The following is a 25,858-nucleotide window of genomic DNA, read 5'->3' as shown; positions in this document are numbered from 1 at the left end:
GCGGTGCGCAATCGCACTTACTTCATCGCCACCCAATGTCCGTTCGCATCCTGCCTCTGGTAGGGCTCGAATTTGTCGTCGTGCACGACGATGGTGATGTACACGGCTTTGCTGCGGTCTCCCTTCGGATTGAAGGCAATCGTTCCGGTCGCGCCCGGGTAGTTCTGGATCTTGTGCAGGGCAGCGGTGATCGCGGCAGGCTGGGTGGACTTCGCGTCCGCGATGGCTTTCGCCGTGACCCCGACCGCATCGTATTCATAGACCGAGTACGGTCCCGGCCCTTGCCCGTAAGCCTTCGTATAGTCATCGACGTAGGCGTGCGCGCCGCTCAGGAACTGCGCGAGTGGGGCGGTCGTGATGATCATGCCGTCGGCGGCGGGACCGGCCGTCTTCATCAGGGTCGGGTCGTTGGTGGCGTCGCCGCCCATGAAGGTCATTTTCAGACCCAGTTGCCGCGCCTCCTTGACGATCAGGCCGGCTTCGGAGAAGTAGCCTGTGTAGTAGATCACGTCGGGCTTGAGTGAGGAGACTCGCGTGAGCGTCGGTGAGTAGTCCATCTGACCGGGCGTGATCGAATTGGCGTAGACGACATCGACGCCGTCCTTCTTCAGCGCTTGCACGGTGTTCTGCGCGAGGCCTTTGGAATAGGTCGTGTTGTCGTCGATCACCGCCACGTGCTTCGCGTGCAGCACGTCCTTCATGAAGCTCGCCGCGAACGGGCCCTGCTGGTCGTCACGGCCGATCGTGCGGAACACGTTGTCGTACCCCATCTCGGTCAGTTGCGGATTGGTCGACGCATCCAGCACATATGGAATCCCGGCGCGATGAAAGGTCGTCGATTCCGGCAACGCCGCGCTGGAACAATAGCCGCCCGCTACCGCGACAACGCCAGCATCGACGAGTTTCTGCGCCGCCTGCACCGCGGTCTGCGCATCACAGGCGTCGTCTTCGGGCACCAGCTCGATCTGCTTGCCGAGCACGCCGCCGGCCGCGTTGATTTTGGCGGCGGCGAGCTTCGCACCATTGACGATATCCGTGCCGGCATTGGCACTGCTGCCCGACAGCGGAACCGGCACACCGATCTTGATGGTGGCACCCTGGCTCTGCGCCGAACCCGGAACCAAGCCCGCAAGCAAGGCCACGGCGGCCGCCATGCCCGCGACAGTCGTTCGCCGCGAGCCGCGCTCTGCACCGGACCAGCCAATCGTCTGAGCAAACATGTTAGCGACTCCTTTTTGTGAGAGGGATCGGACGATCCGCCACACGGGCATACCGGTGACATCGGAAAGCGGACGGAAATGGGGCGATTGCGAGTGATTCATACCCACCAGGTCAACAGCGTGACGGCTGGCTTGCACCGGAGCGCTGACACAAAAGCGCTGCTTTCATGATAGGAGCCGGGTTCGAAGGGACGGTATAGGGTATTTGCGTATAAACCGTTACACAAAGGCGCCTTCGATCCTCTACCTTTAAGAGGCAGTGATGGCAGCGACTCGCGAAGCCGAACGCGACAAGACAGGAAGACTCCGAAATGAGTGCGATCGCACAGCATGACGATGTGTACACGAAGCTCGATTTCACGCTGGACGACGGCATCTGCCGCCGCGCCGCGATTGGGCTCGTGGTGCTCGCCACCGATCATACGATTGAGCATGAGTGGCGGGGCTTGATGACGCAGGAGGGCGTGGCGTTCTACGAAAGCCGTGTATATAACTCGGCGGACATCACGCCTGAACGGCTAGCGGAAATGGAGGACCGTATCGCACCGGCGGTCGCGTTGATCCGTCCGGCCGAGCGTATCGACGTGGTGGCGTTTGGCTGCACGTCCGCGTCGATGGTGATCGGGGAAGACAAGGTGTTCGCGCGGATTCGCGAAGCGCGCGCGGACGCCGCGTGCACAACGCCGATCACCGCGGCGCTGGCGGCGCTTCGTGCGCTAGGCGTCCAACGTACGGCCTTGCTCACACCCTATGTGCGTTCGATCAACGAATACATGCGCGACTATATCGAGTCGCGTGGTCACCGGATTACGCGCATGGCGTCGTTCGAGCATGCGAACGATAACGAAGTGGCGCGGATCGATGCGCTGTCGTTGCGAACTGGCGTCGAGCGACTTGCGCGCAATCGCGACGTGGACGCGATTTTCGTGTCGTGCACGAGCTTGCGCATCGCTGCGTTGATTCCGGAGCTGGAAGCGGCGATCGGCAAGCCGGTGATCTCGAGCAACTACGCGATGGCGTGGCACGCGTTGCGGCTCGCCGGCGTGGGGGATAGCGAGCCTCATCTTGGGCGGCTGTTCGCGCTGTGACGTTGCACCTTGAAACGCGACGCAGCGGCACCCGGCGGGCGCGTTCCACAGGACAGGAGGATTTCCATGCCCGCTCATTTGCCCGCTTTGAACGATCGTGTCGCCCTTGTGACCGGCGGATCACGAGGAATCGGCCGCGCCGTTTCCCTCTCGCTTGCATCGGCTGGCGCAGCGGTGGCGGTCAACTATCGGCAACGCGGGAATGAGGCCGCTCGGATCGTCGAGCAGATCGAAAGTGCGGGAGGCCGTGCGATTGCGGTGCAAGCCGACGTATCGGTTGCGTCCGACGTCAAGGCAATGATCGATGAGGTGGGAAACCGCCTTGGCGTCGTCGGTATTCTCGTCAACAACGCGGGCACCGGGACGATTGTCGATATCGATAGGCTCACGGAAGCCGAATTCGATCGAACGCTTGCGGTCAATCTGAAATCGGCGTTTCTGTGCACGCAGGCGGTGCTGCCCGGAATGCGCGCACAGCGCTGGGGCCGCATCGTCAACCTGTCGTCGGCCGCTGCCCGTGGCGCTGGGTTGGTTGGGGTGCACTACAACGCCTCGAAAGCCGGCCTCGAAGGGTTGACACGCGGTTATGCGGCGCGGCTGGCCCGCGAAGGCATCACCGTGAACGCCGTGGCCCCGGGACCGATCGACACAGAAATGGCCGCGCCGCTGAAGGCCGCGAACGTCGCGGAACGGCTTCCCGTTGGACGCCTCGGTGAAGTCGACGAGGTCGCCCAGGTCGTGCTGATGGTGGTCGGCAACGGCTTTGTTACCGGCCAGACGATTCCCGTCAATGGCGGCGTGAGCTTCATCTGAGCCTCACGACACTCCACGCGGTTCGCTCGCGCTATTTACGCCCGAGCTCCTCGGCTCACCACTTCGCGGAACCGTCGCGTGCAGTGATGTTCACCGCCCCGTCATCATCCGGAGGATTTTCTGCACGATGCGCTCATGCTGCTCCAGCGCCTCAGCGAGCGTACGTGCTCCGTAGCTCTTGTTGTCTTGCGTCTGCATTCCGGCGACGCGAGTTACGAACAGCAGAACCTCCGCGGTTTTCGGATTGGACACACCACGGAAGCGGGTCGTGACCGTCACACCGTAGTCGTCCAGCAGTGTGCGGCGGAAGATCAGTTCGTTTTCCGTCATCCAGCGCGACCACGCGTCGTGGTCGAACACCTCGACGGGCCGGTTCTTCGCATCGAGAACATAGATGCGTGCCGAGCTGGACGGGACCGGTGGCGTCTTCATATCTCAATGCGAAGGCGTGAGCAGGAAGTCCATCGCCTCCCGCCACCAGGTTTGGTTGACGTGGCCAATCCAGTCGTTATGGTCAGCCGCCTTCACCACCGTGAGCTTTCTCGGTGCGGACAGCGAGTTGTAAAGCGCCTCGCCGAAGCGCGCAGGGACGATGCTGTCGCGTTCGGCAACCATGACGAGAATCGGGCGGTCGAACGACGCCAGGTGGGTCACGCTGTCGTATCGGTCGCGCAGCAGCCACCTCACGGGCAGCCACGGAAAGTGATGAGCGGCGACGTGCTCGAGCCGATCCCATGGCGTGATCAGCATCATGCCTGCGATCCTGTCGCGTTCACGCGAGCCGGCCGCAGCCGCCACGCCGGCCCCGAGCGATTCGCCGATGAGCAGCAGCGGCGCTCCATAGAGGCGATATGCGAGCGCGATGGTTTGTTGCGCATCGTCGACCAGACTGGCTTCGCCTAACGCACCGGTGCGCGGTCCGTAGCCTGGATATTCGGCGAGAATCACGCGAATCCCGAGCCGGGTGAGCGCTGCGGCATAGAACGAGCGGTGGCCGGCATGCCCGGCATTGCCATGAAAGACGATGACCGTGGCGCGCGCGGAACCGTCCGGCTCCGCGACGAGGCCCCGGTACGCCTCAGGTGTCGGCCAGGCGCGCAGTCCGCCGGAGGTGACCTCCTCGATCGTGGCCTTCTGAGGGAAGTAGAGAAAACGATCCTGCAAGATGGCGACTCCGGCTAACACGATCAGGTACGTGACGGCGAGGCCGACCATCATTCGGGTGAATTTCATCGTCTTGCGCTCGACTCACCGAACTTTTCGATAGCACGCACCCAGTTTAGCGCGCAGTCGCCCCGGCAACGGATCAGGGTTGGCGTTTGCCTCGGCCACCAGCGGGCTTGCCAGCCGGCTTACGTGAACCCGCAGCGGGCTTGCCGAAGGGTTTGCTGCGTGGCTTTGGCGCGCTCAAGGAGCTACCGCTGGACGAGCGTGCGCCTTTGCCAACGGCCGCGGCGCGCTGCGCCGCAGGCTTGCGTTTGTTTTCGCCATTTTGCGGGCGCGGTTTTTTGCCGAGCGGCTGAATCGCGCCCGGTGCGGCTTGCGGCACCTTCGGTGCCTTGGGCTTTTTGGGCTTCTTGATGATCTGGCCCGTCGCGCTGGTTTGCGGCACGCGGTGTTCGGCTTCAAAACCCGGCTCTTCTTTCCGGGGCAGCGTTTGCCGGATCAGCGCTTCAATCGCTGCCAGTTGCGGCGCTTCATCGGCACACACGAGAGACACCGCCACACCGCTCGCGCCCGCGCGGCCAGTCCGGCCAATACGGTGCACGTAGTCTTGCGCCACGATCGGCAGATCAACGTTGATCACCAGCGGCAGGTCGTCGATATCCAGCCCGCGAGCGGCCACGTCGGTGGCTACCAGCATTTGTACTTCGCCTGCCTTGAAGCGCTCCAGCGCACGCAGGCGCGCGGGTTGGGGTTTGTCGCCGTGGATGGTGTCGACCGCATAGCCGGCTTCATCCAGTACGGCCGCCAGGTAATCGACGCCATTGCGGGTTTTGACGAACACCAGCGCGTGCTGCCAACGGTTCTCAGCCACGAGGTGCATGAAGAGGTCGGGCTTGTTCTTTTTATCCACCGGCACCACCCACTGCTTGATCCTGCTGGCGGTGGCATTGGGCGGGCTGACGCTGATATTGACCGGGCCGTGCAGAATCTTCGCCGCCATCGCGCGGATATCGTCGGTAAACGTGGCGGAGAACAGCAGAGTCTGGCGCTGAGCGGGCAAGGCGGCAAACACGGCGTTGAGTTCGCGCGCAAAGCCCAGATCCAGCATGCGATCGGCTTCATCCAGCACCAGCGTTTGTACCTGATCGAACTGCACTGCGTTCTGGCGATTGAGATCCAGCAGACGGCCCGGCGTGGCGACGAGCACATCCACGCCTTTGCGCAATTTCATCATCTGCGGATTGATACTCACACCGCCGTAGGCGGCCAGAAATCGCAGGTCGAGGCCTTTGCCGTAAGCGATAAAGCTTTGCAGCAGCTGTTCGGCCAGTTCACGCGTGGGCACCAGCACCAGCACACGCGCGCGATTGCTGGACACCGCCGGGCCGTGCTGCACCAGCCGTTGCAACAGCGGCAACGCAAAGCCCGCGGTTTTGCCAGTGCCGGTCTGGGCCGCAGCCATCACGTCCTTGCCACCGAGCACAGCGGGAATCGCCTTGGCCTGCACCGGCGTAGGAGTCTGGTAATTGAGGCCCTGCACGTTACGCAGCAGGGGATCGATCAGGCCAAGCGAGGCAAAAGACATTGACGTATTCCGGGCTAAAACCGCAATTCTAGCGGCTGCCCGACGGCGTCAAAGGTATGCCGTCAAAGGTGCGGCAAATCGTCGATGCATTTTTCGACATGATCGCCGGGGACATCCGTGTCGATCCCGGCGGGTCCGTCGGTGTGAGAGACAGATACGATTTTTGGCCCGAGATACCGTGTGCCGCCGAGTGTAAAAAGGGACCAAACGACATCTCCCCGGCGGATCGCGGCGACGACTTCGACCACCTCCACAACCGCAGGGGGGGACAGCCATTCCCGCGTCGACGGATCGACGGGAGCCCAACGTACGTGGGTGAACCTGTCGTTCGCAGGGTTGATGCGAACGGCGTCGATAGCAAAGGTTGTCACATTCACCTCCATCGTCCTGACAAAGGGATGTTTGCATTATGCGCCGCTTATTTTGCCGGGGATGAGCGGAACCCAGGAACAGCGTAGAGCTTGATGGCGAATGAAGCCTAGGCGGAGTGCTCGTTGCACCACTGAATCGCCCAACGCTGCGCCGCCTCCATCGCATCCACGTCGGACGGGTAATCGCCGAGGTCGCCCGAATACTTTACCTCGACGGCATCGCCGCTCGCCGACGCGCGCCGGTAGATCTTTGCGCGAGCGTAATAGCGGCCGCCTTCATCCAGAGGTGACGCGTCGATGTGGAACTGTTGGTAGTCGAAATGCATGGCCGTCTCCAAACGATTGCCTTGATCGTCGTCGCGTAGGACGAGCCCGACCTCGTTATCGCCGCCAAGGTCGCTCTGTCATTCTGCGAAGACGACATGTACATCGTAGGCAGCAAAAGCAAAGCTCGCTGAACGGCGAGAGCAGGCCCTTTTTGACGACGATGCGCTGAGCGGAGCCTGCACTGCGCGGGTAAAATCAGGGCGAAAATCTTTGCGACCGGCGCGCCCTAGCACCGACCACGCGCACCGGCCAACTACAACCAACCATGAACCCCGGCATCGTCTACGCCTTTTCCGCCTTCGTCATCTGGGGGCTCTTTCCCGTCTACTTCAAGACGCTCCACCAGATTCCCGCGCTCGAGATGCTCGCCCACCGGATGGCGTGGTCGCTCGTGTTCATCCTCGCCGTGCTCGTCGCGCGACACCACTGGGCGTGGCTGCGGCCCGCGCTGCGCGACAGGCGCCTGGTCGGCCGCTTCTCCGCGAGCGCCGCGCTACTTTCGGCCAACTGGGGCATCTACATCTGGGCCGTGAACGCAGGCCATATCGTCGAGGCGAGCCTCGGCTACTTCATCAATCCACTGATCAACGTGTTGTTCGGCTTCGTTTTCCTGCATGAGCGGATGCGCTCGCTGCAATGGTGCGCGGTGGCGCTTGCGTCGCTCGGCGTGGCCTGGCTCACCTGGCAAAACGGCGCGCCGCCGTGGATCAGCCTCGCGCTCGCGCTGACGTTCGGCGGCTATGGCCTGTTGCGCAAGACTGCAAAGCTCGGCGCGCTCGAAGGCCTCGCGCTCGAAACGGTGCTGCTCTTTCCCGTGGCGATCGTCTATCTGATGATGATCGGCATGGCCGGCGCGAGCCATTTCACGCATGCGTCGCTCGGATTGCAACTGCTGCTGGCCGCCGCCGGGCCTATCACGGCCGTGCCGCTGCTGCTCTTCGCGGCTGCGGCGCGACGCATCCCGCTCTCGATGCTCGGCTTGATCCAGTACGTGACCCCCACGCTTCAGCTCCTCACTGGCGTGCTGATCTACGGCGAGCCGTTCGGGTCCGTGCGAGCGATCGGCTACGGCGCAATCTGGGCAGCACTCGCGCTCTACTCGTTCGAAGGGTTGCGTGGCACGCTGGCCGCGGCGCGGCAGGCGCGTAGGGTGGCTTGAAAAGCTCGAAGGGTGGAGCGCCGCCACCAGGGGCTGGCAGGAAGCGCTCATGACGGTGAGATGAGGGGAGGCGGGTAGCGGCCGAGCCGTGTCACAACGCGGGCGATCCTCTTCGATCTTCGGCACTTGCACCGGTCAACCCGCGACCACGGCTTTCATCGGCAGCCAGGTCGCGCGAACGGCCGGCAGGGCCGCGCAGTCAACAGACAAGGCGCGGGAAACTAGATTTTCGAGAAGTCGTAGTCTCGCTCAACAAGGCAAATGCGGGTTTTGTAGGATTCGTACCATTTTTCCCGCCCGGCCTGTTGTGCTACCAGATGCATTGAATCCCGTTTCCAGGCGGCGATGGATTCGAGGCTATCCCAATAGGAAACCGTAATTCCGAGTTCCTCCCGCGCAGACTCGACACCCAGGAATCCGGGCTGTTTAGCGGCCGCTTCGGCCATTGCATCGGCCATGTCTCCATACCCGTTGTCCCCGGGGGTTCGGATGGACGTGAAGATCACCGCGTAATAGGGAGTGGCTCTGGTCTTCGCTATAGACATTGTTACCTTCCTTTGGTCATTTGCTATTGATGGCTTTGCAGTGCGCATTGTCGGCGATCTGTGTCACGTCGTCGAGCCACGTGTCTGGAACCGGGTCAACGAGCTATCTTCCGTGCAATATACTTCTGTATTGCCAGGGGAATCACCGTCGAAGCTGGGGCGGATAGCGGTCTCCGGATAACGAAGTTGCTGATAGGGGCACTTAAATGCGAAACTGGCTCCTGATTCCGACGAAAGAACAATGGGATAAATGGTCTTTACCCAGCAAGCTCACTTTTGTTGGGACTTTCGTCGGAGTTCTGAGTCTTCTTTTGGCAGTTCTGTTCTTTCTTTGGCCGCTGATCTTTACGTCCGATCCGACAGAAAAACGATTGGACGGTGCGTTGCTTGCCGCAATCGAAGATGCCAAATCCATCAGGAACCAGCTCTCGTCACTCAAACAAATCGGGGAATTGAAGTTGGAGGGTAACGATATTGCCGTGCCTTCATCGAAAGACGGGCCAGTGATAGTCGAGTCCTCCGCAATGAAGCAACTGATGGATGACGGCGATTATTATCAACGACTGTCACCGCTTCTTCGCGAAAGACTGCCGAAGTTCATCCAAATAAGAAATGCTTTGCTGAATGGGCTCGGCCGCGCGCAACCAGATATTACGCAGCTCGGCACGCTCCGTCTTTTGGATATTGAGCTCGAAACCGAAACTGATTGTCTCATTCTCGAACGTCAGCTTCGTTCAGGCGAAATGACGAAGGATCGGCATGACGAGTTATTTAATGCGGCGCTTGAACTTCAGGTGTTAAGAATGCGTTCTCGAGCGCCAAGCGACCGCGGTAACCTGTCTGGCCATACGCCTAACCTACCGGCAGAGAGCCAGATAAAAGAGCCGCCGGGGCAGTAAATCATGTTGCTTTAACCGCCGGCTTAATAGTTACTACCGCTTTGCGTCGCAAGTTCGCGTTGGCAACGGCGAGACGCGACTACCCGTGATTTCCCAGCATGGTTCGACGACATGTAGGTGCACCGCAATGACACGCGTACTGGGCGCGAATGTCGTCGGTGACCGCACCGTCCACCGACAGACCGTAGTTGATGAAAAGCTCTTCCCCGGGTGCGATGGTGGCGAGCGCATGAATGAACACCCGGTCGCCCGTTTCGATGGCCTCGCAGTTGGGGGCGCACGCATGGTTCAGAAAGCGCGCGCTGTTGCCGCCGCGGCTGCCGTCGATCACGCGTCCATCGGACAGACCGAACACGAACGTGTGGCCCGCATCGGCTCGCTGACGGGCGGCGGCGCGCCGCCAGCTGGTCACTTCCCCCTTGTACTCGATGACCCGTTCGCCTGCGGCGATCGGCTGCAGCGCGAACAGTCCCATGCCATGCACGGGTGAGCGTCGTGCGGTGATGCGTCGCAATCGCATGTTGTCGTTTCCTTCCCGACCCTCGGTCGTTGCATGTGGTTTAGCGGCGATGCGAAGCATATCGTCACGCACTCACGCGCTCAATATTTTTCTTTATAAATCTGCAACTAACTGTCAAGGACCGCCGCGCCAGCAGTTCCGGCTTCGCCGCACAGCGGTTAGCAACGCTCCACGGTCAGAGCGAGGCCATCCAGTCGCATCTTCACGTCATCATACTGGCGCAACAGTCGGCTCACGCAAATGAGCGGCTGGCTGCCGCCGCGCGCTTGCGCAGCCAGTTCATGCAGGCGAACAGGGCGATCGCGAATGCCATCAGCAGTGTGGCCACGGCGAGGATCGACGGGTCGATCTGGTCGCGGATGCCGCTCCACATCTGCCGCGGCACGGTACGCTGCTCGGGGCCGCCAATGAACAGAATGACGATCACCTCGTCGAACGACGTCGCGAATGCGAACACGCTGCCCGTCGCGACGGCCGGCGTGATCAGCGGCAGCGTGACGCGACGAAACGCGACCCACGGCTGCGCGCCCAAACCCGACGCGGCGCGAAGCAGGCTCTGATCGAACGACAGCAGCGAAGCCGTCACGGTGATCACCACGAAGGGCGTACCGAGCGCCGCATGCGCAAGCACGACGCCAGTGTACGAATTGACCAGCCCGAGCGGCGAAAAGACCAGATAAAACCCCGCCGCGACGACGACGATCGGCACGATCATCGGCGACACGATGATCGGCATGATGATCGAACGGTACGGAAACTGCGCGCGGCTCAAGCCGAGCGCGGCCAGCGTGCCGAGCACCGTCGCGATCAGCGTCGACGCCGCGCCAATGCCGATGCTGTTGGCAAACGCGCGTTGCCAGTCCGGCGAACTCAGCGCCTGCGCGTACCAGCGCAGCGAGAAGCCCTGCATCGGGTACGAGAAGAACGAGCCGGAGTTGAACGACAGCGGCACGATCGCGAGGATCGGCGCGACGAGGAAAAAGAAAATCAGCGCGCAATGCACGCGCAGTCCGGCGCCAGCGATGCGTTCCGAGAGTAGCCGGGTTCGTCCGTCTTTCATCTGAGTCTGCCTGTTGATCAACTATCCGAATGAGCGACAACTACTTGGCGGCGCTTGCGCGGCGCGTCAGCCGAAGCGCAAGCGGTCGATACCGACCAGCCGGTTGAAGATGAAATAGAACACCGCTGTAAATGCGATCAGATAGCACGACAGCGCACCCGCGAGTCCCCAGTTGAGCTGATCGTTGGTCTGCGACGCGATCAGCTGGCTGATCATTTCGTCGCCGGCGCCGCCTAGCAGGGCGGGGGTGATGTAATAGCCGAGCGCGAGCACGAACACGAGAAAACATCCCGCGCCGACACCCGGCAGCGTCTGCGGGATATACACACGCGCGAAGGCCACGGCCGGATGCGCGCCGAGCGATTTCGCCGCGCGCATGTACACGGGCGGCACGCCTTTCATGACCGAGAAGATCGCGAGGATCATGTAGGGCAGCAGGATATGCGTCATGCCGATCAACACACCCGTGCGATTGAAAATCAGCGGCAGCGGATGGTTGATGATGCCGAAGCGGAGCAACGCGCTATTGATCACGCCACCGGGTTGCAGCAGCACATACCACGCGGTGGTGCGCACCAGCAGCGAGGTCCAGAACGGCACGATCACGAACAGAATCAGCCGGTTGCTCTGGTTCTCCGGCAGCGTCGCGAGCAGATACGCGACCGGGTAGCCCAGCACCAGGCACAGCAGCGTGACCGTCGCACTGATCGTGACCGTGCGCCCGAACGCCGCGCGGAAGATGGCGCTGTCCGCCGCGACGGACGTCACCGAACCGTCAGGCGCGACTTGCGCGTCGACGGCGTTCAGCAAATAGTCGGGTGTGGGCGAGATCGACGCACGCTTGAGCAGACGCCAGGTTTCCGGCGTGTTCCAGCGTTCGTCCAGATCGATCAGGACGGGTTTCCATTGCGCGGGTGTTTCCGAACGTGTGGCACGCGCCGTCTTGAACAGCAGGCTGCGGAACTCCGGCTGATAGAAGTTCATGCGCCGCGCGATATTGCCGAGCTGGCCGGATTCGCTGGCGCCCTTCAGGTCGTGCGCGAGTGCGGCGAACGCCGGTTCGCCGGGCACGCCCGCGCCGTCCCATCCGGCCAGCGCGGCGCTCAACTGCGGCATGCCGGTGCGCACTTCAGGATTTCGCACGCTGCGCGCGAGCAGGCTGGCGATCGGTGCGACGAACGTCACCAGCAGAAAGATCAGCAACGGCAAAGCCAGCAGCAATGCGCGCATCGCGGCCTTGCGGCGCGCAGCCCGGAACGACTCGCGGTTCGCGGCCTGCGGGCCGCGGCCGAAAGGGGCGGTGGATGGCAGCGGCGTATTCATCGTGCTCGATCTCTCGGGTGACGTTCGTTCGATCCGGCGTTACTGCGTCAGCCAGTTCTGGAACCGCTTGTTGATCGCATCCGCGTTGTCGGCCCAGAACGTCGCGTTAATCTGCAGCGGACGCTTGAAGTTGTCCGGTGCCGTCGGCAGATCGTTCAGACGCGCCTTGTCGATCAGCGGAATGGCGTCCTTGCGCGGCGGCGCGTACGCGATGTACTTCGACAGATCCGCATAGGCTTGCGGCGTCGAGGACGCGATGATGAACTTCTGCGCCGCGTCGGCATGCTTCGCACCGTTGACCACCGCCCACCATTCGTAGTCGTACACCTGCGCATCCCAGACGATCTTGAACGGCTTCTTGTCCTTGTGCACGGCGTCGTCGATACGGCCGTTGTACGCCTGCGTCATCACGACCGCGCCGTCGGCGAGCAGCTGCGGCGCCTGCGCACCCGCTTCCCACCAGACGATGCTCGGCTTGATCGTGTCGAGCTTCTTGAACGCGCGGTCGACGCCGGCAGGCGTGGAGAGCGTCTTGTAGACGTCCTTGGGCGCCACGCCATCGGCGATCAGCGCCCATTCCATCGCGACCTTCGGCGACTTGCGCATGCCGCGCTTGCCGGGGTACTTGTTCAGGTCGAAGAAATCGTTGATGGTGGTCGGCGCGGTTTTCAGCTTGCTGCTGTCGTACGCATAGACGGTGGACCACACCATCGCGCTGACGGCGCAATCACTGATCGAGCCCGGCAGGAAGTCGCTGGTGTTGCCGAGGGCCTTCCTGTCGAACTTGGCGATCAGGCCTTCGTCGCAGGCGGTGATCGCGTCGTTGGTTTCGAGGTCGATCAGATCCCAGGTCGGGTTCTTCGACTGCTCCATTGCCTGCAGCTTGGCGAGGCCGCCATCGTAGGACTCGGTGGAGAACTGGTTGCCGGTTTTCGCGGTGAACGGTTCGAACCATGCTTTTTTCGCGGCCGCTTCATACGCACCGCCGAAGGTGACGACGGAAATCGTATCGGCCGCGTGAACCGTGGCTGTGGCAAACATCCCGAGCGCGCATGCCCCGAGGGTGGTCCGGAATGACGAGAACGTGGTCTTCATTTCTAGTTGGCTCCTGCGATAAGTGGCGAGGCGGACGAGGGAACGGCAACAGTGGAATAGTCGGCGCCGCCGGACGCGGCGGAGGATTTCGGCGCGGCCGCCATCGCGGGCAGCACCTTGCAGTCGTCGCGTCGCCAGGTCACGGCGGTCTGGCGGCCGAGTGCGGGCAGATCATGATGCTGTGTATTCGGCACCTTGACGACCATGCTTTCGCCATGGCCGAGCTTCAGATGCACGCGATGATGATCGCCGCAGTAGACGAGCTCCTCGACCAGCGCGTGCACCACGTTCATGTTCTGCCGGGTCGCTTCCTGCACGGCTTCGGGCGTTGCGGCGATGTGCGCGCGCTCGGGTCGCAGCGCCAGCACCGCCGCGTCGCCTGACGCGAGCCCGGCGCCTGGGCGTCCGCGCACCGTGCTGCCGTCGGCCAGTTGCATCGCGGCCCATTCGCCGCCGTCGGAATTGACGCGGCCAGTGAGTCCGTTGTTCTCGCCGACGAAATTGGCAACGAATGCATTCGCCGCGTTTTCGTAGAGTTCGGTCGGCGTGGCGGCCTGCTGGATGCGTCCATCGGAAAACACGGCGACGCGGTTCGACATCGTCAGCGCTTCGTTCTGGTCGTGGGTCACGTAGACGATCGTCAGCGACAGTTCGCGATGCAGCCGCATGATTTCGTATTGCATGGTTTCGCGCAGGCGCTTGTCGAGCGCGCCGAGCGGCTCGTCCATCAGCACCACGCTCGGCTCGAAAACCAGCGCGCGGGCCAGCGCGACACGCTGCTGCTGGCCACCCGAGAGTTGCGACGGACGCCGCCCCGCCAGATGCGACAACTCCACCATGTCGAGCACGCGCGTCACGCGCGTTTTCTGTTCGCTGCGGCTGACCTTGCGCACGGACAGCGGAAACGCGACGTTCTCGGCAATCGTCATGTGCGGGAACAGCGCATAGTTCTGAAACACCATGCCGATATCGCGCCGATGCGGCGGCTTGTCGTCCAGGCGCTTGCCGGCGAGGCGGATTTCGCCGCGGGTCGGCGATTCGAATCCCGCCAGCATCATCAGTGTCGTGGTCTTGCCGGAACCGGACGGACCGAGCAGCGAAACGAATTCACCGTGCCCGACGTCGAGATCGAGTCCCTCGACGACGCTATGCACGCCGTCGTATGACTTGCTGACGCCGTCGAACGAGATAAATGGTTGGCTTGACATGGGCATCTCGGCAGAGTGTTGGCGGTCTACGTGGGGCGGCGGATCACGTCGCGCCCACGCGTCCCGCCAGATAGCGGGCGAAGTCGTAATTCGGCCGTTCGAGTGGGCTCAGATGACCGGGCTTCGCGAGTGGCGCGTGCACGCCGCGAAACACCGCCTCGACGCCGCGCCGGTCCTCGGCATTGACTTCGTCGAGCAGGGTCTTGAGCGTAGACATGTAATCGGCGGCGCGCGGATCGTCGACGAATTCCGGCGCGAGGCCGCCGCCGAAGCGGATATGCACGCGGCCAACGCCCCGCGGCTGCAGGATCAGATACCAGAAGTAGCCGGGCGTCAGCGTGATCAGGTGGGTCGGGTAGATCGCCAGCAGCGCGGTGGTGCGGCGCCAGTGCCCTTGCAAACGCGTGTTGGCGGGATGCGCATTGCCGATCGGCAGCGATGCTTCCTTGGTGATCCAGTGATAGTTGAACGCAGGCAAACCCGGCGGACATTCCATTTCTTCGAGCTTCGAGTGCGGTCCGACCGTTGCGCGATGCAGCATCGGCAGGTGGTAGCTCTCCATGAAATTTTCCGCGAGGATCTTCCAGTTGGTGTCCCACACGTGTTCCTCGTGGAAGGTCTCGACGTAGTCGCCCATGCCGTACGGCGCGATCAGCTTCGTCAGCTCGGACAGATGCGATTCGACCGAAGGCGCGTGCGCGTTGAGCGTGACGTAAATCCAGCCTTGCCACGTCTCGCAGCGCACGGCAGGCAGCCTGTATTGGTCTTTGCAGAAGCCCGGTTGCTGATCCATCAACGGCGCGCCCGCGAGCGAGCCATCGAGCGTGTAGTTCCATGCGTGATACGGACAGACGATCCGGCGCACGTTGCCGCGCCCTTCGAGCAAGACCGACATCCGGTGCAGGCAAACATTAGAGAATGCGCGCAACGCGCCGCTCGCATCGCGCAGCACGAACAGCGGCTGGTCGTCGATCTGCGCGGTCAGATAGTCGCCGGTCTCTGCCAGCGCGCTCGCGCGGCCCACGCACAACCACTCGTTGCGAAACACGTCGCGCTGCTCGAGCGCGAGAAACGCCTCCGACGTGTAGACGGCCGGCGGCATCGCGTGTGCATCCTCGAACGGACGCTCGCAGTTCTCGCGCAGCGCGTGAACGATGTCGAGCTCAGTGTCCGTCGACTGAAGAATGGCTGACATAGGGGCCCCCCATCAGTGTTTGCATCCGATGAGCACCAATCTAACAATCCAAATTACTAGGTAAAATATTGTTTTTGCATGCAGCGCATAGCACATGGCTATGCAGTGACACTTGCGGGCTCCTGTTAGCTGATGCGCAGTCGCCGGATATACGTTTCACAGAATGCCGAAAAGCGTTTCACAACCTCGCGCGGCTTGACGGCGCCCGATAGCGCAATGCCAAGCGTCGTCGCATTGACACTCTCCCTGAAATGTTTAATCACGAAGTCTTCGCCGTCCACAGTCCGGGTCGACTTCAGCGGGAAGTTGAGTATGCTGTAACCCAAGCCGTTGGCGACCATGCCACGCACCACTTCAGGCTGTGACGAGCGGAACGCCGCGGTAGGGCGGCTGCCGACCGCGTCGAACAGCGCGGAGAAGTACTCGCGGCTATGCGGAAGATCCAGCATCACATAGGGCTCGGGCAGCAGATCGGCCAGCGACACCTGGCGCGCCCGTGCAAGCCTGTGTGTTTTGGGCAGGATGACATACGGGGGCAGCGAAAGCAGCGGGGTAAACGCGATTCCATCGGTGATATCGAGGCTGTAGGTCAGCGCGATATCGAGCGAGCCGTCGTGCAGGCCGCTCAAAAGCGTGTCCTGATGCGCTTCCGTGGTACGGAAGGTGATCGCCGAATAATCCTGCACGAAGCGGCTGATGATGCCGGGCATCAGCGGCGGCGCCAGCGACACCATGCAGCCGAGCGAAATGGAGCCCGACATGCCGCCGTCGATTTCGGTTGCGGTCAGCTGTAATTCTTCGGCGTTCTGAAGCAGATTGCGAGCGTGGCCGAGCAGATCGCGGCCCGGTTGCGTGAGCGACAACCCGCTCGCGTGATGGCGGATGAACAGCTGGACGCCGAACGATTCCTCCAGATCCGCGAGCGACGTCGAGATAGACGGCTGCGAGATGTGCAGCCGCTTTGCCGCGGCGGTGAACGAAAGCGTTTCGGCCGTGACGACAAAATACCTGAGCTGACGCAACGAGTAGCGGATCGAGGTGCCGTCCATCAATTGCTCCGTGTTCGGTCGAACCGATTGTCGCTCGACAATTTTCGATTGCATAGCGAAAAACGATGCAGAGCATTTTTAAAATATAGTTTTTGTTGGCCGCCGCGCGGCGTACATTCTGTCCGACCGAGAGACCCGAATCCAGAGCGTATTTCAGAAGGAGAAGGCCATGGCGGCTGAAAAATTGTCGATCGACACGCTGGTCATAGGCGCGGGTCAGGCTGGCGTGGCGATGAGCGAACATCTGAGCAAACTCGGCGTGCCCCATCTCGTGCTGGAGCGCGACCGCATCGCGGAACGCTGGCGCACCTGCCGCTGGGACTCGTTGGTCGCGAATGGTCCCGCCTGGCACGACCGCTTCCCTAATATGGAGTTCGAAGGACTCGATCCCGATGGCTTCGCCGGCAAGGATCAGGTCGCCGAGTACTTCGAAGCCTATGCGCGCATGTTCAATGCGCCGATCCGCACCGGCGTCGAAGTCACGAGCGTCGAGCGTCTGAAGGGCCGGGCAGGATTTGCGGTCGCAACGTCCGACGGCACGATCGAAGCTCGTCGCGTCGTCGTTGCGACCGGGCCGTTCCAGCGTCCCGTCATTCCCCCCATCGCGCCGCAGGACCTCGAACTCACGCAGCTTCATTCGGCCCACTATCGGAACCCTGAGCAACTGCCCGAGGGCGCGGTGCTCATGGTGGGCGCGGGGTCGTCCGGCGTGCAGATCGCCGACGAACTGCAACGCGCGGGCCGCAAGGTTTATCTGTCCGTCGGCGCGCATGACCGTCCGCCGCGCGCCTATCGCGGCCGCGATTTCTGCTGGTGGCTGGGTGTGCTCGGCGAATGGGACAAGGAAGTTGCGGTGCCGGGACGCGAGCATGTGACGATCGCCGTCAGCGGCGCATACGGCGGCCAGACCATCGATTTTCGCAGGCTCGCGCAGCGCGGCATGACGCTCGTCGGCACCACGAAATCGTTCGCGAATCGCGTTGTGACCTTCGAACCCGACCTCGCCGTCAATCTGAAGCGTGGCGACGAATACCTGATGTCGCTGCTCGACACCGCCGACGCCTACATCGAGCGCAACGGCGTCGACCTTCCGGAAGACCCCGACGCACGGCTGATTCCACCGGACCCGGAGTGCGTGACGCATCCGCTGCCGGAACTGGATCTGAGGAACGCGGGGGTTAGCACGATCATCTGGGCCACCGGCTATGCGGTCGATTTCAGCTGGCTGCACGTGAACGCGTTCGACGATAAGGGCAAGCCGCAGCATCAACGCGGCGTATCGAAGGAGCCTGGCGTGTATTTCCTCGGCTTGCCGTGGTTGTCGCGGCGCGCGTCGTCGTTTATCTGGGGCGTCTGGCACGACGCCAGGCACATCGCCGATCACATCGTCACGCAGCGCAAATACCTCGCCTATCGCGACGCGTCGCAGCGTCAGCAGGACGCGCGCGGCGCGCATGCCGCGACTGCACCCGATACCGCGTGTGACGCATCGCACGAGCCGAAGACCAAAGAAGTGGGAGTGAACTGATGCCTACCCATACCCGCATCCGTATGTTCAATACGAAGGACACGTACCCGAACCAGTCGCTCGATAACGATCTTTGCCAGGCGGTTCGCGCGGGCAATACGGTCTACGTGCGCGGCCAGGTCGGTACGGATTTCGACGGCAACCTGATCGGTCTCGGCGATCCGCGCGCGCAGGCCGAGCAGGCGATGAAGAACGTCAAGCAGCTTCTGGAGGAAGCGGGCAGCGACCTGTCGCATATCGTCAAGACGACGACCTACATCACCGATCCTCGTTATCGCGAGCCGGTGTATCAGGAAGTCGGCAAGTGGCTGAAGGGCGTGTATCCGATTTCGACGGGGCTTTGCGTCAGCGCGCTCGGCCAGCCGCAGTGGCTGATGGAAATCGACGTGATCGCCGTGATTCCGGACAACTGGACGCCGACGCAGGCTTAAAAGGATTCCCATGACATTCTCGATCGTCGGACGTTGTGAGAAGACGGGCCAGCTCGGTATCGCGATCAGTTCGTCGAGCATTGCGGTGGGTGCGCGGTGTCCGTGGGTGCGCGCGGGCGTCGGTGCGGTGGCGACGCAGAACGTGACGCTGCCCGCGCTCGGCCCGCAGATTCTCGATCTGCTCGAAAGCGAGCGTATCGCGCCGGATGCGGCGCTCGAACGGGCGCTGGGCGCGAGCGAATGGAGCGAGTACCGGCAGGTGACGGTGGTCGACAGCGAAGGTCGAACCGCGCTGTTCACCGGCAAGGAAGCCCTCGGCGTGCATCACGCGGTCGCGGGAAATCAGTGTGTGGCAGCGGGTAATCTGCTCGCCGGCAAGCCGGTGATCGACGCGATGGTGAAAGCGTTCGAGAGCGCACAAGGCGCGCTCGCCGATCGTCTGCTGCACGCGATGCATGCTGCCGTCGAAGCAGGCGGAGAAGCCGGACCCGTGCATTCGGCGGCTCTGAAGATCGTCGATACACACGTCTGGCCGGTCGTCGATCTGCGTGTCGATTGGGCGGATGACGATCCGATCGGAAAACTCGACGCGCTATGGCAAGCGTATCGGCCGCAGATGCGGGACTACATCGCGCGTGCGTTGAATCCGACCGCGGCGCCGAGCTACGGAGTGCCCGGCGATGAGTGAGCTGTCGAGCCGTGCGCTGCTCGAACGGCTGATCGGTTTTGCGACCGTCAGCCGCGACTCCAATCTGGAGCTGATCGGCTTCGTCCAGCAATACCTCGCGGATCTAGGTGTGGAAAGCGAGCTGTTCCATAACGACGATCGCACCAAGGCAAATCTGTTCGCCACCATCGGGCCGCGAGACCGTGGTGGCATCGTGCTCTCCGGGCATACCGATGTGGTGCCCGTCGACGGTCAGGCATGGACCGTGGACCCGTTTCGTCTCACCGAGAAAGACGGGCGTCTGTACGGACGCGGCACGGCGGATATGAAAGGCTACATCGCGTGCGTGCTGGCGGCAGTGCCCGCATTCCTGAGGCTGAAGCTCGAAGTGCCGGTGCATCTCGCGTTTTCATACGATGAGGAAGTGGGCTGTCTCGGCGTGCGGCCGATGCTGGCCGAACTCGAAAAGCGCGCGCATAGGCCGCGCATGTGTCTGATTGGTGAGCCGACCGAATTGAAACTGGTGCTCGGCCACAAGAGCAAGCTCGCGATGCGCTGCCACGTGAAGGGCGCGGCATGTCATTCCGCGTACGCGCCGCAGGGCGTCAACGCGATTCAATACGCGGCGCGGCTGATCAACCGGCTCGAGCAGATTGGCGACGAACTCGCGCAGCCGGAACACCATGACGCGCGTTTCGATCCGCCGTTCTCGACGGTGCAGACCGGTGTCATCAAGGGCGGACGCGCGCTGAATATCGTGCCCGCCGAATGCGAGTTCGATTTCGAAGTGCGGGGCGTGCCGGGCTTCGATCCCAACAGGGTGGTGGACCAACTGCAAACCTACGTGGCAAGCGAACTGCTGCCGAAGATGCGCGCGGTGCAGCCCGATACCGATGTCCGCGTGCAAATGCTGAATGCGTATCCTGGACTCGCGACTTCGCCCGATAGCGACGTGGCACGCCTGCTCGCGCTGTTGAGCGGATCGAAACAATACGAAACGGTCGCCTTTGGTACGGAAGGCGGACTGTTCACGCAGGCGGGCATTGCGACCGTGGTCTGTGGACCCGGCAGCATGGATCAGGGCCACAAGCCGGATGAGTTCATCACGGTCGAACAACTGAACCGGTGCGACGCGATGTTCGCGCGCCTCGCTGAACATCTACGAAGCGTGAAGTAGCCCGGGCTCATCGCGACACACGCTCTACCGCTTCGAGCACGAAATGCGCGACCACGACCACGCCGGTGGTCAGGGTCGCGAGCCAGCACAGCGCGCGTAAAGACCAATGCGCGACGAGTTCGCCGACCGCTTCGCGTTTCGCACTCAGCAGCACGAGAAGCACCAGCACGGGCGTAATCGTCATACCGTTGACGACGGCGCTCCAGTACAGCGCCTTGACAGGATCGACGCGCCACAGGCCGAGCGCGAGACCAAGCAGCGTCCCGAGCCCCGCGAGCGCGATGAGCAAAACGGCAATGCGCCGATCACGCTGTTTGCCGTGGGGCCAGTCGAACGAACTCGCGACCGCTTGCGCAGCCGAGCCGGCAAGCGGCGGTAGTGCGAGCAGCGCCGAGCCGACCAGCGCAAGCCCGAGCAGGGGGCCGGCATAGCCCTTCAGCAGCGGTTCGAGCGCTCGCGAAAGCTCCGTGGGCTCGCCGGGCTGCGTCTGTGCACCATGCAGCGTCGCCGCAGCCGCAATCATCATGCACGATGCGGCCACGCTCGATAACGCGGTGCGCATCAAGGTCTGGTTACGCAATCGGCGAAGCTGCTGCGACGAACGTCGATCGCCCCGCGCGGTGTGCTGTTGGTGCTGCCGATGTTCTTCCTGGGCTTCCTGCTCGGCCTGCGAAAAAAGCAGATACGGACTCATCGTCGTACCGAGCACGGCCATCAGCATGGTCACGAACTCTTCTTTCCACTCGACGTGTGGCACCAGAGAGCGCAGCACGACCGTGTGCCACGGCACATCGACTATCAGCAGCACGCCGACGTACGCGAACATCGGCAGCATCAACCATTTGAGCACCTGCGCATAGCGCGCATACGGAATGAACCACTGCAGTGCAATCGACGTGCAACCGCATGCGAGCGCGAGCAACCAGAGCGGCCCATGCGTGAAGCGTTGGAAAACTGCGGCCATCGCCATCACATTGACGGCGATGTTCAGCGTGTTCGCAATCACGAAGCGCGCCACAGCGAAATAGAAGAACACCGGCGAATAGTGGGTGCGCATGTTCGCCGTCAGGCCATGTCCGGTGACGGCGGCGACGCGCGCCGAGACCAGTTGCAGCGCAACCATCGACGGATACGACAGTATGCAGGTCCACAGCATGTCGTAGCCGTACCACGCGCCCGCGAGTGAGTAGGTGGCGATGCCGCTGGGGTCGTTATCGCAACCGAGGCTTGCCAGCCCCGGTCCGAGATCGGCGGCCCACGAGCGGGCAGGCTGCGACGATGAAGCGGGCGCACTACCTTGTGCGGCGCGGGACGCGGTGCGTCTGTCGGGGGGAGAGTCCATGCGGCTGATCGTCCGAAACCGGGGATGCTGTAGCGCCCGCACGAAACGTTCCTTCGTCGAATCGAACCGTTGGCGACGCCGACTACCACCCCATGCGCGAAGCCCCGATGGTCGCCACCACTGAAGCGCTAACCGGTGCTATATTTTTTGCGTCGTCATTTCTATGACTATTGCTACCGCGCGCCACATGCAGCAGACCATGCCGACGGTAAAACCGGACTTGTCGGAGATTCCGCCGTTAATGACACTCGAAGAGAGTGCGCATCGCATGCCCACTCGCGCCGCAACCTCAGGGGTCGTGCGCTAATGGAAACCAGCGACTACGACGGCTACACGTTGTGGGGGCATGCCATCCTTCAGCAGGAAGGCGAGGGCATCCTGCAACCGGAGCGCTATGCGGCGAGCGGAACCATCACCCGGGGCGGAAAGCTGGTCGAAGCGTCGGGCATTCTCGGACTATTCGATAGCGAGGAAGAAGCCCACCATGCAGGCCTCGATTGGGCGCGCGCGTGGGTGGATGCGCATGGATGAGCGCGAGCGTGGCCGTGGGCTACGTTTCCCGCTTGCTGCGTCCATACAGCAGAAGCATCGCCGCTATCACCACGCCGTAGATGATCTGACGTCCAGCCTCCGGCATCTGCGCGACCGAAAGGATCGACTGCAGCAGCGTGATCAGAATCGCGCCCGCTACCGTGCCGAGGTATGAACCTCGGCCACCCAGAATCGACGTGCCGCCGAGCACGACCGCCGCGATCGCCGGCAGCAGGTAGGCATCGCCCATCGACTGCGCTGCCTTCGATGCATAGCCGGCGAGCAAGACGCCGCCGAACGCCGCGAACCCGCTGCACACCGCAAATGCGGCCACGGTCACGAGCCGCGTATTGATGCCGGACAGATACGCGGCGCGCTCGGTATTGCCGATCGCGTACAGCGTGCGGCCGAAGGTCGTCCGCGACAGCAGGAACACCGTGACGCCGCCGATCACCACCCACAGCGCAACCGCATTCGGCACGCCCGGTACCAGCCAGCCTGCCGCGAGCCATCGCATCACCTGTGGCGCGGAATCCTGCGGCGACGATCCGCCCGTATAGACGATCATGATGCCCTGCGCGACCGCATTGGTCGCGAGCGTGGCGATCATCGACGGAATGCGCAGCAGCGCAACGAGGATGCCGTTGACGACGCCGATCAGCACGCCGCAACCGATCCCCACCGGAATCGCGAGGATCTGTCCGAGTTCGCCGTGTCCCGCTACCGCGCACGCCATCATTGCGCCGACGGTGATCGTCCATGGCAGCGACAGGTCGATGTGGCCGAGCAGGATCACCATCATCAGGCCGGTCGCGATGATGCCGAGGAACGCGCCGACCTTCAGTTGCAGCAGGATGTACTCAGGCGACGTGAAGCTGCGCGAAAACATCCCGCCGACGAGCAGCAGCGCGACGATGCACGCGAACGCGATCACGATCGGTTTGTCGATTCTGCGCGTGAGCTTCGACACGAAGGTGCTGCGGCCGGTTGTCGAGACGTGGCTCATTGAAACCACTCCAGACGGTTGCGTACCCTGAACAGCCCGCATGCGCCGATCGCGACAGCGAGCAGAAGAATCACACCCTGAAATAGCGGCTGCCACAGCGCATCGACGTTGAATACGAACAGCAGGTCGCCGATCGAGCGAAACGCGAATGCGCCGAAGATCGCGCCGATCGCGCTGCCCTTGCCGCCGAGCAGCGACACGCCGCCTATCACCACCGCCGCGATCGAAAACAGCGTGTACGAATTGGCGCTGCCGAGGCTCGCTTCGCCGGTGTCGGTGAAGAACGTCAGAAACAGGCCGCCGATCGCGGCGAGCAGGCCGGCCAGCGTATAGCTCGCGAACTTGGCGCGGCGGATCGGCATGGCGGACAGAAACGCGGCCGGTTCGGACGAACCGGTCGCGTACGCCGCGCGCCCGATTGCCGAGCGTTTGAAAGGAACCCAGACGAGCAGGGTGGCGGCGAGCAGAATCAGCAGGCTCGCCGGCAGCACGCCGGCGACCTTGCCGGTCAGTGCGTCGGCGAGGTTCTCGTTGATCGAGCCGCCGGGCACGGGGCGCAGCAGCAGCGCGAGGCCGTAGTAGACCGCGCTCGTCGCGATCGTCGTCACGATCGGCTGCAGCCGGCCGAAAATGATGATCACGGCGTTCAGCGCGCCGCACAGCGCGCCCGCCGCGAGCACGCCGACGATGCCGAGCGCGCTGTGCAGCGCGTCGCCGGTGACGATCCACGAGCCGATGCAATTCGTCAGCACCAGCGTCATGCCGATCGACAGGTCGATGCCGGCCGTCAGCACGACGAGCGCTTGTCCCATCGAGACGAGCGCGAGCAGCACCGCCTTATTCGCCGCGGTCTGAAACACGTTGGCCGACAATGCGGACGGATAGTTGAACAGATAGATCGCGAACATCAGCACGAACAGGCCGAACGCGAACACCGCCCCGCGATTCTCCGCATACCAGTAGCGCAGCCCGCTCATAGCGCGACTCCCGTGGAAGGCGAAACCTGTCCGACGGGCAGGTCCAGTGCGCTGGCGATCAGGTTCTGCTCGGTGATCGCCGAGCCGACGAGTTCCTTCTTGATCCGGCCTTCGTACAGCACCAGCACGCGGTCGCAGCAGCCGATCAGCTCGTCGTAGTCGGTCGAATAGAACACGATCGCCGCGCCCTCGTCGGCGAGGCGCCTGAGCAGCTGATAGAGCTCCTGCTTGGTGCCGACGTCGATACCGCGCGTCGGGTCGCTGAGCAGCAGTATTCGCGGCTGCCGGATCAGCCACTTCGCGATGACCACCTTCTGCTGGTTGCCGCCCGACAGCGAGCCCACCGGCGCATCGACGCTGAACGACTTGATCGCGAGCAGCTCCATCATCCGCTCGACCAGCGACTGCTGGCGGTCGCGATCGATTACGCCGCCGCTGGACATGCGATCGAGCGCGGCAAACGACAGGTTCTCGCGTACCGACATCGGCAGCATCAGGCCTTCGGTCTTGCGGTCCTCGGGGATCAGCGCCATGCCGATTCCGTTGGCGCGCGCGGCCCTCGGGCTGCCGATCGACACCGCTTTGCCGTCGACCTCGATCGTGCCCGCGCAACCGCGCAACACGCCGAACAGCGCGAGCAGCAGTTCGCGCTGGCCTTGTCCGTCGAGGCCGCCCAGGCCGAGGATTTCACCGGGCTTCAACGAAAAGCTGATGCCTTGCAGCGTGTCGTTCCACGCGAGATCACGACACGCGAGAACCGGGGCGGCTGCGCGGCCGTTGGCGGGTTTGGCCGGAAACACATGCTGGTACTTGCGGCCGATCATCATTTCGACGACTTCGTTGTCGGTGCGCGTGCCGGCCTCGAAGCTCATTACATGACGGCCGTTGCGGTAGACCGTGCATTCGTCCGCGAGCGCCTTCACCTCGTGCATCCGGTGCGAGATGAATAGCAGCGCAAGCCCTTCGTCGCGCAGGCGCTTGAGCACCTCGATCACGCGCGCGACGTCGGCCGCGGTCAGCGCCGATGTAGCTTCGTCGAGGATCAGGATGCGAGGCTCGTGCGCCAGACCCTTGGCAAGCTCGACCATCTGCTGGCGCGACAGCGGCAGGTCCCGGACTTTCGCAAGCGGATTGATGTCGGCGGCGCCCGCTCGGGCGAGCGCCTCCTCCGCCTGGCGGCGCTGGGCCCGGCGGTCGATCATGCCGAAACGTCGCGGCGGGTTCGAAGCGAAGATGTTGTCGGCTACGCTCAAGTCGGGGATCAGCGACAGCTCCTGATAAACGCAGACGATGCCGGCCGCGTTCGCCTCGGCCGGGGATGCGAACGAGACCTGCCTGCCATCGTAGTGCATCGTGCCCTCGTCGGGCTGCACGACGCCGGACATCACCTTCAGCAACGTAGACTTGCCCGCGCCGTTCTCGCCGAGGATCGCGTGAATGCGGCCCCTCTTCACCGCGAGCTCGGCGTGATCCAGCGCGACCGCGCCGCCGTAGCTTTTCGACACGCCAGACATCTGAAAGAACGGCTGCGCTGCATCCTGCGGCATGCTTCGTCTCCCGTCACATTCCGGCCAT

At 63.0% G+C, this 25,858-nt stretch carries 27 protein-coding genes; 9 read left to right on the top strand and 18 right to left on the bottom strand.

Annotated features, from left to right (window positions below; all coding sequences use genetic code 11):
* Window positions 1–17 precede the first annotated feature (17 nt).
* Complete coding sequence (locus tag VSR82_RS23495) at window positions 18–1,220, bottom strand: branched-chain amino acid ABC transporter substrate-binding protein (RefSeq protein WP_410850906.1); 1,203 nt, start codon at window positions 1,218–1,220, stop codon at window positions 18–20.
* A 311-nt stretch (window positions 1,221–1,531) separates the two neighbouring features.
* Between VSR82_RS23495 and VSR82_RS23490 the strand changes: the two genes are divergently transcribed.
* Together VSR82_RS23490 and VSR82_RS23485 are read left to right on the top strand one after the other, a co-directional pair.
* Window positions 1,532–2,308, top strand: coding sequence for a maleate cis-trans isomerase family protein (locus VSR82_RS23490; protein ID WP_368581344.1), 777 nt, complete (start codon window positions 1,532–1,534; stop codon window positions 2,306–2,308).
* 66 nt (window positions 2,309–2,374) lie between these two features.
* The gene (locus VSR82_RS23485; protein ID WP_368581345.1) at window positions 2,375–3,121 is read left to right on the top strand and encodes an SDR family NAD(P)-dependent oxidoreductase; all 747 of its coding nucleotides are present in this window, start codon (window positions 2,375–2,377) and stop codon (window positions 3,119–3,121) included.
* Between the two features lie 90 nt (window positions 3,122–3,211).
* On the opposite strand, the gene VSR82_RS23480 is transcribed toward VSR82_RS23485, so the two are convergent.
* The 5 genes from VSR82_RS23480 to VSR82_RS23460 form a co-directional block, all read right to left on the bottom strand.
* Complete coding sequence (locus VSR82_RS23480; RefSeq protein WP_368581346.1) at window positions 3,212–3,553, bottom strand: hypothetical protein; 342 nt, start codon at window positions 3,551–3,553, stop codon at window positions 3,212–3,214.
* A gap of 3 nt (window positions 3,554–3,556) precedes the next feature.
* Complete coding sequence (locus VSR82_RS23475) at window positions 3,557–4,354, bottom strand: alpha/beta hydrolase (protein WP_429463232.1); 798 nt, start codon at window positions 4,352–4,354, stop codon at window positions 3,557–3,559.
* A 73-nt stretch (window positions 4,355–4,427) separates the two neighbouring features.
* Entirely contained in the window at window positions 4,428–5,873 is a 1,446-nt protein-coding gene (locus VSR82_RS23470) for a DEAD/DEAH box helicase (protein WP_429463234.1), read from the bottom strand.
* A gap of 62 nt (window positions 5,874–5,935) precedes the next feature.
* On the bottom strand, window positions 5,936–6,244 hold the full coding sequence (locus VSR82_RS23465) for a hypothetical protein (protein WP_368581349.1): 309 nt from the start codon (window positions 6,242–6,244) through the stop codon (window positions 5,936–5,938).
* A gap of 107 nt (window positions 6,245–6,351) precedes the next feature.
* Window positions 6,352–6,570, bottom strand: coding sequence for a hypothetical protein (locus VSR82_RS23460; protein ID WP_368581350.1), 219 nt, complete (start codon window positions 6,568–6,570; stop codon window positions 6,352–6,354).
* 266 nt (window positions 6,571–6,836) lie between these two features.
* Here VSR82_RS23460 and rarD point away from each other — a divergent pair, with 266 nt between their 5' ends.
* Window positions 6,837–7,730, top strand: coding sequence for an EamA family transporter RarD (gene rarD, locus VSR82_RS23455; RefSeq protein ID WP_429463237.1), 894 nt, complete (start codon window positions 6,837–6,839; stop codon window positions 7,728–7,730).
* Window positions 7,731–7,951: 221 nt separating this feature from the next.
* Here rarD and VSR82_RS23450 read toward each other — a convergent pair whose 3' ends face one another.
* Entirely contained in the window at window positions 7,952–8,275 is a 324-nt protein-coding gene (locus VSR82_RS23450) for an antibiotic biosynthesis monooxygenase family protein (protein WP_429463239.1), read from the bottom strand.
* Between the two features lie 206 nt (window positions 8,276–8,481).
* Between VSR82_RS23450 and VSR82_RS23445 the strand changes: the two genes are divergently transcribed.
* Window positions 8,482–9,174, top strand: coding sequence for a hypothetical protein (locus VSR82_RS23445; RefSeq protein WP_429463241.1), 693 nt, complete (start codon window positions 8,482–8,484; stop codon window positions 9,172–9,174).
* Window positions 9,175–9,253: 79 nt separating this feature from the next.
* On the opposite strand, the gene VSR82_RS23440 is transcribed toward VSR82_RS23445, so the two are convergent.
* The 7 genes from VSR82_RS23440 to VSR82_RS23410 form a co-directional block, all read right to left on the bottom strand.
* A complete protein-coding gene (locus tag VSR82_RS23440; protein ID WP_410850899.1) occupies window positions 9,254–9,694 on the bottom strand; it encodes an SET domain-containing protein in 441 nt (146 codons plus the stop codon).
* A 232-nt stretch (window positions 9,695–9,926) separates the two neighbouring features.
* Window positions 9,927–10,754, bottom strand: a complete 828-nt coding sequence (locus tag VSR82_RS23435; protein ID WP_368581355.1) for an ABC transporter permease — start codon at window positions 10,752–10,754, stop codon at window positions 9,927–9,929.
* Between the two features lie 66 nt (window positions 10,755–10,820).
* Window positions 10,821–12,077, bottom strand: coding sequence for an ABC transporter permease (locus VSR82_RS23430; RefSeq protein WP_429463244.1), 1,257 nt, complete (start codon window positions 12,075–12,077; stop codon window positions 10,821–10,823).
* Between the two features lie 39 nt (window positions 12,078–12,116).
* Entirely contained in the window at window positions 12,117–13,172 is a 1,056-nt protein-coding gene (locus VSR82_RS23425; protein WP_368581357.1) for an ABC transporter substrate-binding protein, read from the bottom strand.
* 2 nt (window positions 13,173–13,174) lie between these two features.
* Window positions 13,175–14,380 (bottom strand): ABC transporter ATP-binding protein, encoded by a 1,206-nt coding sequence (locus tag VSR82_RS23420; protein WP_410850897.1) that lies wholly within the window; start codon window positions 14,378–14,380, stop codon window positions 13,175–13,177.
* A 43-nt stretch (window positions 14,381–14,423) separates the two neighbouring features.
* Complete coding sequence (locus VSR82_RS23415; protein WP_498858101.1) at window positions 14,424–15,575, bottom strand: SRPBCC family protein; 1,152 nt, start codon at window positions 15,573–15,575, stop codon at window positions 14,424–14,426.
* A gap of 125 nt (window positions 15,576–15,700) precedes the next feature.
* The gene (locus tag VSR82_RS23410) at window positions 15,701–16,624 is read right to left on the bottom strand and encodes a LysR family transcriptional regulator (RefSeq protein ID WP_368581360.1); all 924 of its coding nucleotides are present in this window, start codon (window positions 16,622–16,624) and stop codon (window positions 15,701–15,703) included.
* 169 nt (window positions 16,625–16,793) lie between these two features.
* On the opposite strand from VSR82_RS23410, the gene VSR82_RS23405 reads away from it, so the two are divergent.
* Genes VSR82_RS23405 through argE form a run of 4 tightly spaced genes read left to right on the top strand, consistent with a single transcriptional unit; the run spans window position 16,794 to window position 20,427 of the window.
* Window positions 16,794–18,152, top strand: a complete 1,359-nt coding sequence (locus VSR82_RS23405) for a flavin-containing monooxygenase (protein ID WP_498858100.1) — start codon at window positions 16,794–16,796, stop codon at window positions 18,150–18,152.
* A complete protein-coding gene (locus tag VSR82_RS23400; RefSeq protein ID WP_410850894.1) occupies window positions 18,152–18,583 on the top strand; it encodes a RidA family protein in 432 nt (143 codons plus the stop codon). Before VSR82_RS23405 ends, VSR82_RS23400 begins: the two co-directional genes overlap by 1 nt.
* 10 nt (window positions 18,584–18,593) lie before the next feature.
* Window positions 18,594–19,271, top strand: a complete 678-nt coding sequence (locus VSR82_RS23395; RefSeq protein WP_368581363.1) for a DUF1028 domain-containing protein — start codon at window positions 18,594–18,596, stop codon at window positions 19,269–19,271.
* Complete coding sequence (gene argE, locus VSR82_RS23390) at window positions 19,264–20,427, top strand: acetylornithine deacetylase (protein WP_429463253.1); 1,164 nt, start codon at window positions 19,264–19,266, stop codon at window positions 20,425–20,427. Before VSR82_RS23395 ends, argE begins: the two co-directional genes overlap by 8 nt.
* Before the next feature lie 7 nt (window positions 20,428–20,434).
* On the opposite strand, the gene VSR82_RS23385 is transcribed toward argE, so the two are convergent.
* Window positions 20,435–21,769: an NRAMP family divalent metal transporter gene (locus VSR82_RS23385; RefSeq protein WP_429463255.1), complete on the bottom strand. Its 1,335-nt coding sequence runs from the start codon at window positions 21,767–21,769 to the stop codon at window positions 20,435–20,437.
* Between the two features lie 306 nt (window positions 21,770–22,075).
* Here VSR82_RS23385 and VSR82_RS23380 point away from each other — a divergent pair, with 306 nt between their 5' ends.
* Complete coding sequence (locus VSR82_RS23380; protein WP_176111200.1) at window positions 22,076–22,300, top strand: hypothetical protein; 225 nt, start codon at window positions 22,076–22,078, stop codon at window positions 22,298–22,300.
* Window positions 22,301–22,319: 19 nt separating this feature from the next.
* Here VSR82_RS23380 and VSR82_RS23375 read toward each other — a convergent pair whose 3' ends face one another.
* The 3 genes from VSR82_RS23375 to VSR82_RS23365 are packed head-to-tail and all read right to left on the bottom strand — an operon-like array spanning window position 22,320 to window position 25,830.
* Window positions 22,320–23,306 (bottom strand): ABC transporter permease, encoded by a 987-nt coding sequence (locus tag VSR82_RS23375; protein ID WP_368581366.1) that lies wholly within the window; start codon window positions 23,304–23,306, stop codon window positions 22,320–22,322.
* Window positions 23,303–24,283, bottom strand: a complete 981-nt coding sequence (locus tag VSR82_RS23370; RefSeq protein ID WP_429463258.1) for an ABC transporter permease — start codon at window positions 24,281–24,283, stop codon at window positions 23,303–23,305. Before VSR82_RS23370 ends, VSR82_RS23375 begins: the two co-directional genes overlap by 4 nt.
* A complete protein-coding gene (locus tag VSR82_RS23365) occupies window positions 24,280–25,830 on the bottom strand; it encodes a sugar ABC transporter ATP-binding protein (RefSeq protein WP_410850888.1) in 1,551 nt (516 codons plus the stop codon). The genes VSR82_RS23370 and VSR82_RS23365 overlap by 4 nt, the downstream gene beginning before the upstream one ends.
* Window positions 25,831–25,858 lie beyond the last annotated feature (28 nt).

Source organism: Burkholderia sp. JPY481, assembly GCF_038900515.1.
GTDB classification, from domain to species: Bacteria; Pseudomonadota; Gammaproteobacteria; order Burkholderiales; family Burkholderiaceae; genus Paraburkholderia; species Paraburkholderia youngii.
This window is presented reverse-complemented; position numbering and strand designations above follow the sequence as displayed.

What these genes read in the sequence shown, in the direction of transcription:
- VSR82_RS23495 (WP_410850906.1), bottom strand. Translation starts at nt 1,220, where the DNA reads ATGTTTGCTCAGACGATTGGCTGGTCCGGTGCAGAGCGCGGCTCGCGG.
- VSR82_RS23490 (WP_368581344.1), top strand. Translation starts at nt 1,532, where the DNA reads ATGAGTGCGATCGCACAGCATGACGATGTGTACACGAAGCTCGATTTC.
- VSR82_RS23485 (WP_368581345.1), top strand. Translation starts at nt 2,375, where the DNA reads ATGCCCGCTCATTTGCCCGCTTTGAACGATCGTGTCGCCCTTGTGACC.
- VSR82_RS23480 (WP_368581346.1), bottom strand. Translation starts at nt 3,553, where the DNA reads ATGAAGACGCCACCGGTCCCGTCCAGCTCGGCACGCATCTATGTTCTC.
- VSR82_RS23475 (WP_429463232.1), bottom strand. Translation starts at nt 4,354, where the DNA reads ATGAAATTCACCCGAATGATGGTCGGCCTCGCCGTCACGTACCTGATC.
- VSR82_RS23470 (WP_429463234.1), bottom strand. Translation starts at nt 5,873, where the DNA reads ATGTCTTTTGCCTCGCTTGGCCTGATCGATCCCCTGCTGCGTAACGTG.
- VSR82_RS23460 (WP_368581350.1), bottom strand. Translation starts at nt 6,570, where the DNA reads ATGCATTTCGACTACCAACAGTTCCACATCGACGCGTCACCTCTGGAT.
- rarD (WP_429463237.1), top strand. Translation starts at nt 6,837, where the DNA reads ATGAACCCCGGCATCGTCTACGCCTTTTCCGCCTTCGTCATCTGGGGG.
- VSR82_RS23450 (WP_429463239.1), bottom strand. Translation starts at nt 8,275, where the DNA reads ATGTCTATAGCGAAGACCAGAGCCACTCCCTATTACGCGGTGATCTTC.
- VSR82_RS23445 (WP_429463241.1), top strand. Translation starts at nt 8,482, where the DNA reads ATGCGAAACTGGCTCCTGATTCCGACGAAAGAACAATGGGATAAATGG.
- VSR82_RS23440 (WP_410850899.1), bottom strand. Translation starts at nt 9,694, where the DNA reads ATGCGATTGCGACGCATCACCGCACGACGCTCACCCGTGCATGGCATG.
- VSR82_RS23435 (WP_368581355.1), bottom strand. Translation starts at nt 10,754, where the DNA reads ATGAAAGACGGACGAACCCGGCTACTCTCGGAACGCATCGCTGGCGCC.
- VSR82_RS23430 (WP_429463244.1), bottom strand. Translation starts at nt 12,077, where the DNA reads ATGAATACGCCGCTGCCATCCACCGCCCCTTTCGGCCGCGGCCCGCAG.
- VSR82_RS23425 (WP_368581357.1), bottom strand. Translation starts at nt 13,172, where the DNA reads ATGAAGACCACGTTCTCGTCATTCCGGACCACCCTCGGGGCATGCGCG.
- VSR82_RS23420 (WP_410850897.1), bottom strand. Translation starts at nt 14,380, where the DNA reads ATGTCAAGCCAACCATTTATCTCGTTCGACGGCGTCAGCAAGTCATAC.
- VSR82_RS23415 (WP_498858101.1), bottom strand. Translation starts at nt 15,575, where the DNA reads ATGTCAGCCATTCTTCAGTCGACGGACACTGAGCTCGACATCGTTCAC.
- VSR82_RS23410 (WP_368581360.1), bottom strand. Translation starts at nt 16,624, where the DNA reads ATGGACGGCACCTCGATCCGCTACTCGTTGCGTCAGCTCAGGTATTTT.
- VSR82_RS23405 (WP_498858100.1), top strand. Translation starts at nt 16,794, where the DNA reads ATGGCGGCTGAAAAATTGTCGATCGACACGCTGGTCATAGGCGCGGGT.
- VSR82_RS23400 (WP_410850894.1), top strand. Translation starts at nt 18,152, where the DNA reads ATGCCTACCCATACCCGCATCCGTATGTTCAATACGAAGGACACGTAC.
- VSR82_RS23395 (WP_368581363.1), top strand. Translation starts at nt 18,594, where the DNA reads ATGACATTCTCGATCGTCGGACGTTGTGAGAAGACGGGCCAGCTCGGT.
- argE (WP_429463253.1), top strand. Translation starts at nt 19,264, where the DNA reads ATGAGTGAGCTGTCGAGCCGTGCGCTGCTCGAACGGCTGATCGGTTTT.
- VSR82_RS23385 (WP_429463255.1), bottom strand. Translation starts at nt 21,769, where the DNA reads ATGGACTCTCCCCCCGACAGACGCACCGCGTCCCGCGCCGCACAAGGT.
- VSR82_RS23380 (WP_176111200.1), top strand. Translation starts at nt 22,076, where the DNA reads ATGGAAACCAGCGACTACGACGGCTACACGTTGTGGGGGCATGCCATC.
- VSR82_RS23375 (WP_368581366.1), bottom strand. Translation starts at nt 23,306, where the DNA reads ATGAGCCACGTCTCGACAACCGGCCGCAGCACCTTCGTGTCGAAGCTC.
- VSR82_RS23370 (WP_429463258.1), bottom strand. Translation starts at nt 24,283, where the DNA reads ATGAGCGGGCTGCGCTACTGGTATGCGGAGAATCGCGGGGCGGTGTTC.
- VSR82_RS23365 (WP_410850888.1), bottom strand. Translation starts at nt 25,830, where the DNA reads ATGCCGCAGGATGCAGCGCAGCCGTTCTTTCAGATGTCTGGCGTGTCG.